Consider the following 13,546-nt stretch of genomic DNA (forward strand, 5'->3'; position numbering starts at 1 on the left):
CATTCACTTGAGCAACTCCTGGCAATAGGGCTTGTCGTGGTCGACACCTAGCAATTGGCAGACGGTGCCGCACAAGTCGATTTGGCGAGGCGTTGCGTCGGGGTCGAGGCTGAAGCCGTCGCCCAGGACAAACAGCGGCACCTCGCGTTCCTCGGCCAGCAGGCCGTTGTGGGAGCGGTCGTTGTTCATGCCGTGATCGGCGGTCACCAGCACCTGGTAACCGGCATTGAGCCAGGCTTGCAGATAGACCGCCAGGTTGATGTCGGCCGAGCGGGCGCTGTTGCGGTATTGCGGGGTGTCGAGGCCGTGTTGGTGGCCGGCGTCGTCGATGTTCATCGGATGCACCAGCAGGAAGTTGGGCGTGTAGCGCTGGCGCAGATGTTCGGCATCGGCGAACAGGTGGGAATCGGGATAATGGTCGTTCCAGTAGAAATGCCCGTACTGGATCGGCAGGTCGGGATTTTCGGTATGCCGGTCGCGAGCCGATATGAACGGCGAGGCGTTATACAGTTCGCTGATCCAGTGGTAGGCCGCCGCTGCCGTGCTCAACCCGGCGTCGGTGGCGTAGTGGAAAATGCTGCGCTGGTTCGACAGGCGCGAGACGTTGTTGTGCACGATCCCGCTGTCGATGGGCCCGACGCCGGTAAGGATGCATTCGTAGAGAGGGCGGGACAGGGCGGGCAGTTCACATTCCAGTTTGTAGAGCGCCGCGCGTCCTGCGCCGACATATGCCTGCAGATGCCCCATGGCATGCCGTGCGACTTCGTAATTGAGGCCGTCGAGCACTACCAGGATGACATTGTGCTTCATGGGGACCGGGACTCCGGACAGATACCAGTAAACCCGGATCGACACCGCTCCAGTGTGGGAGCGGGCTTTTGTGGGAGCCGAGCTTGCTCGCGATGAAGGCGACGCGGTTCAATAGCAAGACCGTGTCATCGTTCATCGCGAGCAAGCTCGGCTCCCACAGGGCCCGCTCCCACAAAGATCTGCTGTGCACGTCCGAGCGGGAGCTACCGCCTCACTTCATCTCGATGATCACGGTTTCCTGCCAATCCTGCGGCAGCTTCTTGGACGTCTTCTCCCACGCATCGGCGTCCTTGATCGGCGTCACGCCCTTGTACTGCTCGTTGGGCAGCAGCTTGGCCTTCACCTCTTCAGGCAGCTTCAAGTGTTCGGCACGGATCGGACGTGCGTTGCCCTTGGCCAGGTTGATCTGGCCGGCGTCGCTGAAGATGTACTCACGGGTCAGCTTGGCGGCGTTCGGGTGCTTGGCGTATTTGTTGATGATGGTGGTGTAGCCGGAAATGACCGAGCCATCGGACGGAATCAGCACGACGTAGTCATCCGGGTCGGCCATCTTGGCCTTGTAGCTCAGGCCGTTGAAATCCCAGACCACGCCCACTTCGACTTCACCCTTTTCCATGGTGGCGATGGTCGGGTTGGCCATGGACAGGCGGCCCTGCTTGGCGAGTTCGGCGAACATCAGCAAGGCCGGCTGCAGGTTCTTTTCGTCGCCGCCGTTCGCCAGGGCGGCTGCCAGCACGCCGTTGGCGGCCTGGGCCGCAGTGCTCACGTCACCGATGGAAACCTTGTATTTGCCGCCTTTCAGGTCAGCCCATTTGGTAGGCACTTCGGAACCGTGCAACAGCTTCTTGTTGACGATGAAGGCAATGGTGCCGGTGTAGGCCAGGGCCCAGTTACCGTCCTTGTCCTTGGCCCAGTCCGGAACCTGTTCCCAGGTGCTTGGCTTGTAAGGCTGGACCACGCCCTGCTTGACCGCAATCGGGCCGAAGGCCGCGCCCACGTCACCGATATCGGCGCTGGCGTTGTCTTTCTCGGCGGCAAACTTGGCGATTTCCTGGGCCGAGCTCATGTCGGTGTCGATATGCTTCAGGCCGTAGAGCTTGGCCAGGTCATCCCAGGTGCCTTTCCAGTTCGCCCAGTCGTCGGGCATGCCGACGCTGTTCACGGCGCCTTCCGCTTTCGCAGCGGCTTCCAGATCCTTCAGATTGGTCTCAGCGGCCATGGCGGTGGTGCACATGGCGATGGTCGAGCCTAACAGTGATGCCAGGAAAAGCTGTTTCATCCGTAGCTCCTATGGGCGTTTTCAACGCTGCGATTGCGGTTGTGTTGGTCTAGGTCAGCAATACCTGAGCCAATTTAAGCGGCCCCTGTGACAATTTGATGTCGATGCGGGAGGGGAGCACTTCTGCCAGGCTCGTGCAGGATGACTGCGAGTTAAGCGTAGACCATGGTTAAACGGCTGATCTGAAAGGGCTTGGCTATGATTTTGCAGGAAGTGTCGAATGACCGCCCGGCAAGTCTGTCATCTGCCGGTCATGTGCAATGCCTAGGCTTGCAAAGATGAAAAGAGGGGGCGCTGGGGTCACGATCCTGCCCGAAAACAGTGCTGGTCTAGTCCAGATAGGTAACGTTTGATGCGCATCGATGCAACCAAGGCGGTGACAACCATCGGGCAGGTCCTGCAAGAGCAGCTTGAGCACGGATTGCTGGCCCCCGGCAGCAAATTACCGGCCGAGCGCAAGCTCAGTGAGTTGTTCGGGACAACGCGCATCACCGTGCGTGAGGCTTTGTTGCAGCTCGAAGCCCAAGGGCAGATCTACCGCGAGGAACGTCGTGGCTGGTTCGTCTCGCCGCCTCGCCTGGCCTATAACCTGATGCAGCGCAGCCATTTCCACGCCATGGTGGCCGCCCAGGGGCGAGTGCCTTCAACCCAGGTAATTTCGGCGCGCCTGCAACCGGCGTCGGCGGCGGTGTGTGCCTGGTTGCAGTTGCCGGCGTTGTCGAGCGTGATCCAGATCTGCCGCGTGCGGCGTATCGATGAGCGCCTGGTGCTCTATGTCGAGCATTATCTGAACCCGCAGTACTTTCCCGACATCCTGGAGTTCGACCTTAACCAGTCCATGACGGAGTTGTACGCCCGTCATTACGACCTGCATTACGGCCGGGTGAAATTTGAAATCGTCCCCACATCCTTGCAGCCGGAAGCAGCGGCGGCGCTGAAAGTGTCGGTCGGTAGCCCCGGCTTGCGAATCGCACGGGTCAACTACGATCAGCACCAACGACTGATCGACTGCGACCTGGAGTTCTGGCGACACGATGCGATCCATGTCGGGGTCGATGTGCCGGAGCAGCCACTCATGGCCTGACGAGCGTTACAGCGACTCGTTGAGTTTGGAGAGAATCCGGAACAACACCGTGGCGAGGATCAGCAGCATGCCGATCCACATGGCAAAGACCCCGACGTTCTTGTCTCGGAAGTTGAAGCCTATGCCCAACAGGATCATGCCGGCGAGGATGGGCACCAGCATGGCATTGAGCGAAGACATGGAAATCATGGCGACAGCCTTATCCAGGGAGGAATAAGGTCAGTTTAGTTGGGGTTTGCTCAGGGTGGGGTGATGTACATCAACCCACCCTGATCGTGCAGGCAAGCAGTTGTTTCTACGGCAACTCGCGACTCGCGTAGAACGCACTCAACACCTTCACCAGATGGGCAAGGTCGTGGCTGCCGCACAGTTCACGGATCGAGTGCATGGCGAAGGTTGGCAGGCCGATGTCCACGGTACGCACGCCCAGTTGGCTGGCGGTGATTGGTCCGATGGTCGAACCGCAGCCCATGTCGCTGCGCACCACGAAGCTTTGCACCGGCACCTCTTCGGCCATGCACAGATGGCGGAAGAACCCGGCGGTTTCGCTGTTAGTGGCATAGCGTTGGTTGGAGTTGACCTTGATCACCGGGCCGGCGTTGAGCTTGGGCCCGTGGTTGGCGTCGTGTTTGTCGGCGTAGTTGGGGTGGACGCCGTGGGCATTATCGGCAGAAACCAGCAGTGATTTCTGGATGGCCCGTACAAATTCCTCACCGTCGGGGAGCAGGCGGCGCAACGTCTGTTCCAACATCGGACCATCGGCACCACAGGCCGAACAGGAGCCGACTTCTTCGTGATCGTTGCACACTAATACGCAGGTTTCTTCGGTATCAGCTTTCAGCAAGGCTTGCAGGCCGGCATAGCACGACAGCAGGTTGTCCAGGCGCGCACCGGCAATGAAATCGCCATGCAGGCCAACGATGGCAGCGCTTTGGGTGTCGTAGAAGCTCAGCTCGTAATCGAGCACCACATCGGCATTCAGGCCATGTTCGCGAGCCAGTTGGTCGGTGAGCACGGCACGGAAGTCGACGCGCTCATCGCCGGCGAACTGGGCGAGGATCGGCGGTAACTCGTTCTGTGGGTTGATGGCCCAGCCCTGGTTGGCCTCGCGATTGAGGTGGATGGCCAGGTTTGGAATCGTGGCGATCGGCGCCTTGAAATCGATCAGTTGGCTTTCGACCTTGCCATCACGGCGGAAGGTCACGCGTCCGGCCAGGGAAAGGTCACGGTCGAACCACGGCGCCAGCAACGCGCCCCCGTAGACTTCCACACCCAACTGCCAAAACCCGTGGCGTTGCAACTCAGGCTGCGGCTTGACCCGCAGGCACGGGCTGTCAGTGTGGGCGCCCACCAGGCGGATGCCGTCGTGCAAAGGCGCATTGCGCCCCAGTTTGAAGGCGATGATCGAGGAGTCGTTGCGCGTGACGTAATAGCGACCGTTGGCCTCGGTGGCCCAGGTTTCGCGTTCATCGAGACGTTGATAACCCGCCGCTTCAAGGCGCTTGGCGAGGCTGGCGGTGGCATGGAACGGGGTAGGGGAGGCCTTGAGAAAGTCGATCAGGCCCTGGTTCAACTCTGCGCGCATAAATAGCTCCAGACAGCAATGGTCGGGAGTTTACCCCATCGTCCGCCTGCGTTGCAGACCCATTCCCCGGTGCAGTTCAAGCCCGGGGGGCGGATATGGATCAGCGCGACGTGGCAACTTGCTCGCGCAGGTAAGCCAGAATCAGGGGCTTGTCTTGGGGCTTCGACGGCTTGGGCAGATGCTTGGGCCAGTGTTCGAACTGACCGAACAGCTGTTCCTGATGCTTGGGGTCCAGGCGCAGGATCTCCCGTGAGGCCGAGTCCCACCAATGGTGCCTGCAAACGTCATAGTAGGGGTTTTCAGGCGCCGCGCTGCCATACAACAGATCTCGGCCTATCCGGCGCAGGCTTGCGCGTTGTTTGCGCAGTTTCCATTTGATCTTCAGGCGCCGCCAGGCAGACGGGAACGGTTTGCTGCGGGGTACTTCAGCACAACGTTCTACCAGGCGAGAACTGAAAGCTTCCCCATACTGTGCGAAGAAATGCGCTTGCATGGCATGGAAGAAGCGTTTTTCGGCGAAGTAATGCAGCACTTGGCTGTTGGTTTCGCCAATGGGCTTGTCTCGTAATGTGAAAGAAATCGCGATCTGTTCGATGGTATGGATATCGAAGCCATCTGCGGTCCACTCATCGATCCGTTCGACGGCCTCGGCAAGCAACGAAGCGTCGCTATCGGTCACGCCGCACAGTCCGCTGTTGTAGAGCTTGAAGCCGTTGTCCCGGCTCACGCCGTGGGCCTGCAGGCACTTGCCGAGCTTGAGGTAGTCCTTGCGTTCGCAAACGTAGTCCCAGTCATACTCGAAGCTGTCCATCAGGTAGTGCCCTGGCTGGATTTGCTTGAACAGAAGGTCGGGATCGTCGAGGAATAACGTATCGGTGTCGACGAACAAGGTTTTTTCGGCGAGTGTCAGCCCTGCCGCAATGGCGCAGGCCTTGCGTCGATGCACGTAACCATGATCGCCTTGCCATTGCTGCAGCAATTGAGGGCTTAGCGCAATGGTTTCGACTGGCCACCCGAGATAGTCCTCGGGCCGATCCGTCAGAATTCTGATGGTCGGCAACGTCGAGGGTCGGGCGTGTTTCAGGGCTGTCAGGATGCTGAACTTGGCTTCGTGCCGGTACGCCTGTTTGTCGCCGTAGACCAGGTACAGCAATTGGTGAGGGACTTTTTCTACCGGTGTTCCTTGGAAATCAATGACCTGCATGCAGAACTTTTCTCGGGTAAAGACGTTTTGGCTGGCGCGTTGGATACTTAGAAGGGCGCCGGGCACTCGAAGCGCAGGCGCTCGCCACTTTGCGGGTGGGTGAAGCTGAGCATGCTGGCATGCAGGCACAGGCGGGGCCAGGCGGCCAGGGCTTGCGGGTGGGCGTACAGTCCGTCACCCAGCAGCGGATGGCCGATGGACAACATATGCACACGCAACTGGTGGGAGCGGCCGGTGATCGGGGTCAGTTCGACCCGGCACCAGTCGCCGCAACGCTCCAGCACCCGCCAGAACGTCAGGGCATGCTTGCCGTGCTCATGGTCCACCACGTGGCGGGGTTTGGTCGGTGGGTCGTAGCGCAAGGGCAGGTCAATGCTGCCGCTGTCCAGTGCCGGCTGGCCCCAGCACAACGCGGTGTAGGCTTTTTCGGTTTCGCGGTCATGAAATTGCCGGGACAGTTCGCGATGGGTGTCCGGGTCGCGGGCCAGCAGAATGATGCCGGACGTTTCCCAGTCCAGGCGATGGACGATTCGCGCCTCCGGGTAGCCGTTTTCCTGCAAGCGGGTAATCAGGCAGTCCTTGTTGTCATCGGCCCGACCGGGTACGGACAGCAACAGGGTCGGCTTGTCGACCACCAGGACGGCGGCGTCCTGATGAATGATGCGGATGTTGGACAGGGGCATTAAAAACAGTCTCGGTACAAACGCCAACGGCGGCTCGGATTCTGCTCTCTACCTTGTACAGGGATGGAGGGCAGGACCCGAGCCGCCGTGGCTCCCGCAGGATCGATCAGCGATCCGGCAGGGTGATGTTGAGTTCCAGAATCGAGCAGCTGCCCTGGCTTTCCAGCGCGACATGCACGTCATCGTTGCCGATGTTGACGTACTTGCGGATCACTTCGACCAGTTCCTTCTGCAAGGAAGGCAGGTAGTCCGGGGTGCTGCGTTGGCCGCGTTCGTGCGCCACGATGATCTGTAGACGCTCTTTCGCGACCGAGGCGGTACTGGGCTTTTTGTTGGCACGAAAGAAGTCAAAAAGGTTCATTACCTACCTCCAAACAGGCGCTCGAAGAATCCCTTCTTCTCGACGTTGAGGAACCGGTGTTCCAGGTCTTTGCCCAGCAGACGATCCACGGTATCGCTGTAGGCTTGGCCGGCGTCGCTCTGGTCGTCGAGAATCACCGGGACGCCCTGGTTGGAGGCCTTGAGCACCGCCTGGGATTCCGGGATCACGCCCAGCAGCCGGACGGCGAGGATTTCCTTGACGTCTTCGACGCCGAGCATTTCGCCCTTCTCGACACGCTCCGGGTGGTAGCGGGTGATCAGCAGGTGTTCCTTGATCGGCTCTTCGCCTTTCTCGGCGCGGCGGGATTTGCTCGCCAGCAGGCCCAGCATGCGGTCGGAGTCACGTACCGAGGACACTTCCGGGTTGGTCACGACGATCGCTTCGTCAGCGAAGTACATGGCCAGGTGGGCACCTTTCTCGATACCGGCCGGGGAGTCGCAGACCACGAACTCGAACTGCTCCTTGAGCTCCATCAGGACTTTTTCCACGCCTTCCTGGGTCAGCGCGTCCTTGTCACGGGTCTGGCTGGCGGCCAGCACGTAGAGGTTTTCAAGGCGCTTGTCCTTGATCAGGGCCTGTTGCAGGTTCGCTTCACCGTTGACCACGTTGACGAAGTCATAGACCACGCGGCGCTCGCAACCCATGATCAGGTCCAGGTTACGCAGGCCGACGTCGAAGTCGACGATGACAGTTTTGTGGCCGCGCAGAGCGAGGCCGGTACCGATAGCGGCGCTGGTGGTGGTCTTACCCACACCACCCTTGCCGGATGTAACCACGAGAATCTTGGCCAAGGTGTTTCACCCCTAAGGAAAAAGGACGTTGTCGGTCCCTGAAAAACATCTCTAGAGAACGGCGGCAATTGGACAGGCTTGGCTGGAACAGGGCGCTGAGCGGGGTTTACCTCCGGTAAACACTGCCTGGTCCTGTTTCCTACGTCGTTTCAGCCGTTTTCGCTACGTTTTAGAGATGCTTGGAAAATGCGGCAGTATCCGTTAAAGCCGAATGATGTTCAACACGTCGCCCGACAGGCTGACCTGGACACCGGCCCCCCACAGTGGGTCGCGGCGTAAATCTTCGGAAACCTTGTACTGCCCGGCGATGGAGAGCAGTTCAGCGCTCAACTGCTGGCAGAAAATCCTGGCTTTCGTGTCGCCCTTGACGCCGGCCAGCGCTCGACCGCGCATCGGGCCGTATACATGGATGTTGCCATCGGCCAGAAGTTCCGCCCCCGGGCTCACCGAGGACACCACGACCAGATCGCCACCCTGGGCATAGATCTGCTGTCCGCCGCGCACCGGCGAGGTGATGACGCGGGTCGGCTTGACGGTAGGCTCCGGCGGTTTCTCCGGTTTTTTCACCGCTTCGGCAGGCGCCGGTTCCAACAGCCGCTCCCGGGCGCCCGACGGCGGCAGTACGGGGATGTCGATGGCGATGGCGGCGGCGATGTCCTCGATGCGACTGGCACGAATCGCCAGGGTGCGCAGGCCATGCTGGCGGCAGACGCGCATCAGACCGGGCAGGTCCACCGCGCCTTCGTTGGGCGGCAGCTTGTCCAGGGCCAGTACCAGGGGGGCATTGCTGAAAAAGTTCGGGGCTTGCGCGACTTTTGCCGTGAGCTGTCGGTCGAGGCCCTCCAGGTCGTTGCGGGCCAGCTCCAGCACCGTAATGGCGAGCATGCTGCCCTTCAGCTGGAACACGGGATCTTGGTCTAGCGGTTCGGTTTGGCTCATGGTCGGCGTACAACGGCTTGTCACTAAAAGTGCCGAGACTTATAACGAGATCGTCCGCCAGCCGCAAGCCGGGTCGAACGATGTAGAATGCGCGGCCCATGTCTTTATGGAAGCTGTAATGGATCGCCCGCGTTTTCAAACCGCTTTTTTTCATCCGCGTTTCTGGCTGCTCTGGTGCGGTCTGGGGCTGTTGTGGCTGATCGTGCAGTTGCCTTATCCGTGGCTGCTGCGGGTCGGTCGGCTACTGGGTGGATTGATGTACCGGGTGGCAGGCGACCGGCGGCGCATTGCCCGGCGCAACCTGGAGTTGTGCTTCCCGGAGAAGTCCGAGGCTGAACGCAAGCGTCTGCTCCAGGAGAACTTTGCCTCTACCGGTATCGCTTTTTTCGAGATGGCCATGAGCTGGTGGTGGTCGCGTTCGCGTCTGGCGAAGCTGGCTCACATCGAAGGCCTGGAGTATCTCAAGCAGGCCCAGCGCGACGGTCAGGGCGTGATCCTGATGGCCTTGCACTTCACAACACTGGAAATCGGCGCCGCATTGCTTGGCCAGCAGCACACCATCGACGGCATGTACCGCGAGCACAAGAACCCATTGTTCGATTACATTCAGCGACGGGGCCGTGAGCGACACAACCTCGACTCGCTGGCAGTCGAGCGTGACGATGTCCGCGGCATGCTCAAGTTGCTGCGCGCCGGTCGGGCGATCTGGTACGCGCCTGACCAGGATTACGGCGCCAAGCAGAGCGTCTTCGTCCCGCTGTTCGGCATCCAGGCGGCGACGGTCACGGCTACCAGCAAATTCGCCCGGCTGGGCAAGGCGCAAGTGGTGCCGTTCATCCAGGAGCGCCTGGCCGATGGCAGCGGCTATCGTCTGGTGATCCAGGCACCGTTGGATGATTTTCCCGGGGAGACCGAGGAAGTCGATTGCATCCGCATCAACCAATGGGTGGAGCAGTCGGTGCGTGGCTGTCCCGCGCAATACCTCTGGGCCCACCGGCGTTTCAAGAGTCGTCCGCCGGGTGAACCAAAGCTGTACGACAAGCGCGGTTGAACTGTAGTCCATATCCATGAGCACGGAGCGTTGCGATGACCCCAGCTGAACCGGTGACAGGATTGATTCTTTCCGGCGGCGGGGCTCGGGCGGCGTATCAGGTAGGTGTCTTGGCGGCGATTGCCGAATTGTTGCCGGACGGCGCGCAAAATCCGTTCCCGGTGATTGTCGGCACCTCGGCCGGGGCGATCAACGCCGTCAGCCTGGCGAGCGGGGCGATGGATTTCAAGATGGCGATCGAACGCCTGACTGCGTTCTGGCAGGCGGTGCGCAGCCATCAGGTTATGCGCAGTGACTGGCGTGGCGTGCTCGTCCAGGCAACGCGCTTCATCACCCACAGCTTGCTGGGCCTGGGCGCCAAGCTGCCGGTGGCGCTGATCGACAGCTCACCGCTGCGTGAATTGCTCCAGGCCCAATTCCACGCGTCGGGTATCGAGCAAGCCATCGCCGAGCAGCAATTGCGCGCCGTGGCGGTGACGGCGTTCGGTTACGAGTCCGGTCATGCCATGACCTTCTATCAGGGGCGTGGCACCATCGAGGCCTGGCTGCGACACCGACGGGTGGGCGTACCGGCCTTGTTGTCGGTCGAGCACCTGCTGGCCAGTTCGGCGATCCCCTTGCTGTTTGCGCCGGTCAAGATTGACCAGGAGTATTTCGGCGACGGCGCGGTACGCCAATCGGCGCCCATCAGTCCGGCGTTGCATCTGGGGGCGAATCGGGTGCTGGTCATCGGTGTCAGCGGCAATCCTCGTGGTCCAGGCGCGCAAGCGCCGGCGGAGCGCAGCTACACCGGCCAGCAACCGACGCTGGCGCAGATCGGCGGGCATATGCTCAACAGTACGTTCATTGATAGTCTGGAAAGCGATATCGAGTTGCTCCAGCGTCTGAACGGGTTCAGTCATCTGCTGCCTGATAACGTGTCGCCCCATGCTCTGGGTGCCGCACCGGTAGACGTGCTGGTGATCTCGCCCAGCCAGCCGATCGACGAAATCGCCGCCCGCCATCGCCAGGAGCTGCCCCGCGCATTGCGGGTCTTCCTGCGGGGGCCGGGCGCGACCAAGACCAGCGGCGCGGGGGTGCTGAGTTATCTGTTGTTCGAGGCGGGGTATTGCAGCGAGTTGATCGAGTTGGGCCGGCAGGATGCGCTGGCCCAGCGGGAGGAACTGGCTCGATTTTTGGGGTTGGCTCAGGCGTGATGCAGCAACGCAAGCCAACATAAATCCACAAAGGGATTTACCGGACTGGGTAGGGATCAGAAATGGTACTTCAGCAAAAAGCTGGTAGTGCTCTGATTGGTCTTGAAGCCGTCGCTGTCTTCAATCGCGTATTTGTTTTTCCAGTAGTCGTATTCAACGCCCACATAGAGTTGCTTGGCCCCCAGTTTCAGCGCCTTGCCCAGGTCATATTTGATCTGCGGAACGATGTGCAGGTTGGCGTGGTAGGTACCTCTGGCATTGGTGTCGTTGTCGACGACCCAGTCGATGAAACCATCGATCAGGATGTCGGAGGAACCCACCGGCAGGGTATAGGCCCAGACGGGTGTGATCTGCCAGACGTCGTCGCCGGGGCGGGAGCCTTCGGTCTGGCGGTTGTAGAAGTTCAACTGGAAGTAGTCGAAGCCGGGGATCGACAGGTCGAAGCCGGGGCCGATCAGGTAAGACTCGTTGTCGCCTTCGCCAAACTCATAGGTCATGGCCAGCAGCACATCCTTGATCGGACCCACCTCCAGCTTTTGATCGAAGATCTTGCCGAACGACAGGCGCGGGCTGAATTCGCCGTAATAGGTGTTCGGCCCGGAGTTGCTGTCCTTTTTGCCGTTGTAAAAGATCCGGTCGAGGAAGAAGAAGTTGTCGCCGTACTTCCAGGCGTCGGCGTGTTCGAAGGTCACGGTCTGCTGGATGCGTGGGTTGATCTGGAAATCCTTGCCGTACAGGTAGGTCAGGCTGTTGTTCTGCCACTGCAACAGATCGTCGGCCATGGCCTGGCCGCCGGCCAGCAAGGAACCTGCAAGTATCAGGCTGGTGCACGTACGTTTCATTCGGTTTGCTCCCAAGGTCGGTGGTTTTTTTAATTCAGCGCTCTGGTGTGGCGCCTTTTTGCCACGGATAAAACATCCGTTCGGTCAGCTTTCTGCTCGTGGCAGCGGCTGGCAGGATTGAGCCGAAGTCAGTCATGGCTGTCGGCAAGATCAGGCGTTGGACGTTATTGGAATTGGCCGGAGTCGAGCGGCCGCGCAGGATACGGGCTTGCACGGAAGGGCTCAAGTGCCTCCGCGTGGCATGTCTGCGGCGAATCTGAAGCGTGAGGGCGGGGCTGGGTCATCGGTGCATTCCTCTTGTTGTTATTGTCGAGGCGCAGGCAGTCGCTGACGGGCGACCGGCGGTGTGCCGGTGGCCTGTCAGCGGTATAACGGGTGATTGTCAGTGCTTAGTTGGTCCGTGCGCCCTGGCTGATCCAGGCACCGATCAGGTCGCGTTCCTGTTGGGTCATCTGGGTGATATTGCCCAGGGGCATGATCTGGGTGGTCACGGCCTGGGCCTGGATGCGTGCGGCCTGTTGCTGGATCTGCTGCGGCGTATCGAACATCACCCCGCCGGGCGCTGTGCTGAACAACGGGCTGGTGGGCTTGGCCGAGTGACAGACCGAGCAACGTTCCTGGATCACGGTATGGACTTTGTCGAACGACGGGCCCTGGGTGTTGGTGGCCTGGGTTGGGGCAGCGGCAGGTGCGGCCGGTGCGGGTTCAGGCTTGGCACCTCCACCCACGGCGGTTTCCGGCAACGGTTGGTACTCGATGACGCCCGGGGCCTTGGCCACCTCCGGTGCAGTGGGCGGTGCCTTGGGGCCCGTGACATAAGCCAGGCATATCATCGCCAGAGCGCCAACCGGCAACGTCCAGGCAAACCGGTTGCTGTCGTGACGCGTATTGAAGTAGTGACGCACCAGCACCGCCGCCACCGCAATCCCGGCCAGGATCAACCAGTTGTATTGACTGCCGTAGGTGCTCGGGAAGTGGTTGCTGATCATGATGAACAGCACGGGCAGGGTGAAGTAGTTGTTGTGGCGCGAGCGCAGCAGACCTTTGGCCGGCAATGCCGGGTCGGGGGTGCGGTTCTCGGCGATGGCGGCCACCAGGGCGCGCTGCGCCGGCATGATGATGCGAAACACGTTGCCGACCATGATCGTCCCGATGACCGCCCCGACATGCAGGTAGGCGCCGCGTCCACTGAACACCTTGCTGAAGCCGTAGGCCGCCGCGATCAGCAGCACGAACAGGATCAGGCCGAGCAGGGCAGGGTATTTGCCCAGCACCGAGTCGCAGAGGAAGGAATAGACGAACCAGCCGACAAGCAACGAACCGAGTCCCAGGGCGACACCCTCGGCGCCGCTCAGGCCGCTGCCGGGGGCCAGCAGGTAGACGGTCGGGTTCCAATAGAACACCAGGCACAGCAGCACGATGCCCGACATCCACGTGAAGTAGGCTTCCCATTTGAACCAGTGCAGGTTCTCCGGCATGGACGGCGGAGCAAGTTTGTATTTTTCCAGGTGGTAGATACCGCCACCGTGGATAGCCCACAAGTCGCCGGCCAGGCCGCTCCTGGGGTTGACGCGATTGAGGTTGTTTTCCAGCCAGACGAAGTAGAACGACGCGCCGATCCAGGCCACGCCAGTGATCATGTGAACCCAGCGCACGCTCAGGTTCAGCCATTCCAGCAAATGTGCTTCCACAGTCGTTAC

Annotated in this window: 15 protein-coding genes; 3 read left to right on the forward strand and 12 right to left on the reverse strand. The window is 60.7% G+C overall.

Features of this window, described 5'->3' with window-relative positions:
* Positions 1-3 precede the first annotated feature (3 nt).
* Together AD666_RS07790 and AD666_RS07795 are read right to left on the reverse strand one after the other, a co-directional pair.
* Positions 4-810 carry an alkaline phosphatase family protein gene (locus tag AD666_RS07790; RefSeq protein WP_053149798.1) on the reverse strand — a complete coding sequence of 269 codons (807 nt, stop codon included), beginning with the start codon at positions 808-810 and terminating at the stop codon, positions 4-6.
* Positions 811-1,021: 211 nt separating this feature from the next.
* On the reverse strand, positions 1,022-2,089 hold the full coding sequence (locus tag AD666_RS07795; RefSeq protein WP_053149799.1) for an ABC transporter substrate-binding protein: 1,068 nt from the start codon (positions 2,087-2,089) through the stop codon (positions 1,022-1,024).
* 352 nt (positions 2,090-2,441) lie between these two features.
* On the opposite strand from AD666_RS07795, the gene AD666_RS07800 reads away from it, so the two are divergent.
* Complete coding sequence (locus AD666_RS07800) at positions 2,442-3,173, forward strand: UTRA domain-containing protein (protein WP_053149801.1); 732 nt, start codon at positions 2,442-2,444, stop codon at positions 3,171-3,173.
* A 6-nt stretch (positions 3,174-3,179) separates the two neighbouring features.
* On the opposite strand, the gene AD666_RS07805 is transcribed toward AD666_RS07800, so the two are convergent.
* From AD666_RS07805 to minC, 7 genes are all read right to left on the reverse strand, one after another.
* On the reverse strand, positions 3,180-3,362 hold the full coding sequence (locus AD666_RS07805; protein WP_053149806.1) for a hypothetical protein: 183 nt from the start codon (positions 3,360-3,362) through the stop codon (positions 3,180-3,182).
* A gap of 106 nt (positions 3,363-3,468) precedes the next feature.
* Positions 3,469-4,758, reverse strand: a complete 1,290-nt coding sequence (locus AD666_RS07810) for a M18 family aminopeptidase (RefSeq protein WP_053149809.1) — start codon at positions 4,756-4,758, stop codon at positions 3,469-3,471.
* Positions 4,759-4,858: 100 nt separating this feature from the next.
* The gene (locus tag AD666_RS07815) at positions 4,859-5,962 is read right to left on the reverse strand and encodes a hypothetical protein (protein ID WP_053149812.1); all 1,104 of its coding nucleotides are present in this window, start codon (positions 5,960-5,962) and stop codon (positions 4,859-4,861) included.
* 47 nt (positions 5,963-6,009) lie between these two features.
* Positions 6,010-6,645: an RluA family pseudouridine synthase gene (locus AD666_RS07820; protein ID WP_025214990.1), complete on the reverse strand. Its 636-nt coding sequence runs from the start codon at positions 6,643-6,645 to the stop codon at positions 6,010-6,012.
* 106 nt (positions 6,646-6,751) lie between these two features.
* On the reverse strand, positions 6,752-7,006 hold the full coding sequence (gene minE / locus AD666_RS07825; protein ID WP_007960071.1) for a cell division topological specificity factor MinE: 255 nt from the start codon (positions 7,004-7,006) through the stop codon (positions 6,752-6,754).
* The gene (gene minD / locus AD666_RS07830; RefSeq protein WP_024779631.1) at positions 7,006-7,818 is read right to left on the reverse strand and encodes a septum site-determining protein MinD; all 813 of its coding nucleotides are present in this window, start codon (positions 7,816-7,818) and stop codon (positions 7,006-7,008) included. Before minD ends, minE begins: the two co-directional genes overlap by 1 nt.
* Positions 7,819-8,019: 201 nt before the next feature.
* The gene (minC, locus tag AD666_RS07835; protein ID WP_053149815.1) at positions 8,020-8,757 is read right to left on the reverse strand and encodes a septum site-determining protein MinC; all 738 of its coding nucleotides are present in this window, start codon (positions 8,755-8,757) and stop codon (positions 8,020-8,022) included.
* Between the two features lie 118 nt (positions 8,758-8,875).
* Here minC and AD666_RS07840 point away from each other — a divergent pair, with 118 nt between their 5' ends.
* Together AD666_RS07840 and AD666_RS07845 are read left to right on the forward strand one after the other, a co-directional pair.
* Positions 8,876-9,808, forward strand: a complete 933-nt coding sequence (locus AD666_RS07840) for a lipid A biosynthesis lauroyl acyltransferase (protein WP_053149818.1) — start codon at positions 8,876-8,878, stop codon at positions 9,806-9,808.
* A gap of 35 nt (positions 9,809-9,843) precedes the next feature.
* A complete protein-coding gene (locus tag AD666_RS07845) occupies positions 9,844-11,004 on the forward strand; it encodes a patatin-like phospholipase family protein (RefSeq protein WP_053149820.1) in 1,161 nt (386 codons plus the stop codon).
* A 56-nt stretch (positions 11,005-11,060) separates the two neighbouring features.
* Here AD666_RS07845 and AD666_RS07850 read toward each other — a convergent pair whose 3' ends face one another.
* The 3 genes from AD666_RS07850 to AD666_RS07860 form a co-directional block, all read right to left on the reverse strand.
* The gene (locus AD666_RS07850) at positions 11,061-11,846 is read right to left on the reverse strand and encodes an outer membrane protein OmpK (RefSeq protein ID WP_053149823.1); all 786 of its coding nucleotides are present in this window, start codon (positions 11,844-11,846) and stop codon (positions 11,061-11,063) included.
* A 34-nt stretch (positions 11,847-11,880) separates the two neighbouring features.
* Positions 11,881-12,060 carry a hypothetical protein gene (locus AD666_RS07855; RefSeq protein ID WP_053149825.1) on the reverse strand — a complete coding sequence of 60 codons (180 nt, stop codon included), beginning with the start codon at positions 12,058-12,060 and terminating at the stop codon, positions 11,881-11,883.
* 175 nt (positions 12,061-12,235) lie between these two features.
* Positions 12,236-13,537, reverse strand: coding sequence for a urate hydroxylase PuuD (locus AD666_RS07860; RefSeq protein WP_053149829.1), 1,302 nt, complete (start codon positions 13,535-13,537; stop codon positions 12,236-12,238).
* Positions 13,538-13,546 lie beyond the last annotated feature (9 nt).

It is taken from the genome of Pseudomonas sp. Pf153 (assembly GCF_001269775.1).
Lineage (GTDB): Bacteria > Pseudomonadota > Gammaproteobacteria > Pseudomonadales > Pseudomonadaceae > Aquipseudomonas > Aquipseudomonas uvaldensis.

What these genes read in the sequence shown, in the direction of transcription:
- AD666_RS07815 (WP_053149812.1), bottom strand. Translation starts at nt 5,962, where the DNA reads ATGCAGGTCATTGATTTCCAAGGAACACCGGTAGAAAAAGTCCCTCAC.
- AD666_RS07840 (WP_053149818.1), top strand. Translation starts at nt 8,876, where the DNA reads ATGGATCGCCCGCGTTTTCAAACCGCTTTTTTTCATCCGCGTTTCTGG.
- minE (WP_007960071.1), bottom strand. Translation starts at nt 7,006, where the DNA reads ATGAACCTTTTTGACTTCTTTCGTGCCAACAAAAAGCCCAGTACCGCC.
- AD666_RS07810 (WP_053149809.1), bottom strand. Translation starts at nt 4,758, where the DNA reads ATGCGCGCAGAGTTGAACCAGGGCCTGATCGACTTTCTCAAGGCCTCC.
- AD666_RS07850 (WP_053149823.1), bottom strand. Translation starts at nt 11,846, where the DNA reads ATGAAACGTACGTGCACCAGCCTGATACTTGCAGGTTCCTTGCTGGCC.
- AD666_RS07790 (WP_053149798.1), bottom strand. Translation starts at nt 810, where the DNA reads ATGAAGCACAATGTCATCCTGGTAGTGCTCGACGGCCTCAATTACGAA.
- AD666_RS07800 (WP_053149801.1), top strand. Translation starts at nt 2,442, where the DNA reads ATGCGCATCGATGCAACCAAGGCGGTGACAACCATCGGGCAGGTCCTG.
- AD666_RS07795 (WP_053149799.1), bottom strand. Translation starts at nt 2,089, where the DNA reads ATGAAACAGCTTTTCCTGGCATCACTGTTAGGCTCGACCATCGCCATG.
- AD666_RS07805 (WP_053149806.1), bottom strand. Translation starts at nt 3,362, where the DNA reads ATGATTTCCATGTCTTCGCTCAATGCCATGCTGGTGCCCATCCTCGCC.
- AD666_RS07820 (WP_025214990.1), bottom strand. Translation starts at nt 6,645, where the DNA reads ATGCCCCTGTCCAACATCCGCATCATTCATCAGGACGCCGCCGTCCTG.
- minC (WP_053149815.1), bottom strand. Translation starts at nt 8,757, where the DNA reads ATGAGCCAAACCGAACCGCTAGACCAAGATCCCGTGTTCCAGCTGAAG.
- AD666_RS07845 (WP_053149820.1), top strand. Translation starts at nt 9,844, where the DNA reads ATGACCCCAGCTGAACCGGTGACAGGATTGATTCTTTCCGGCGGCGGG.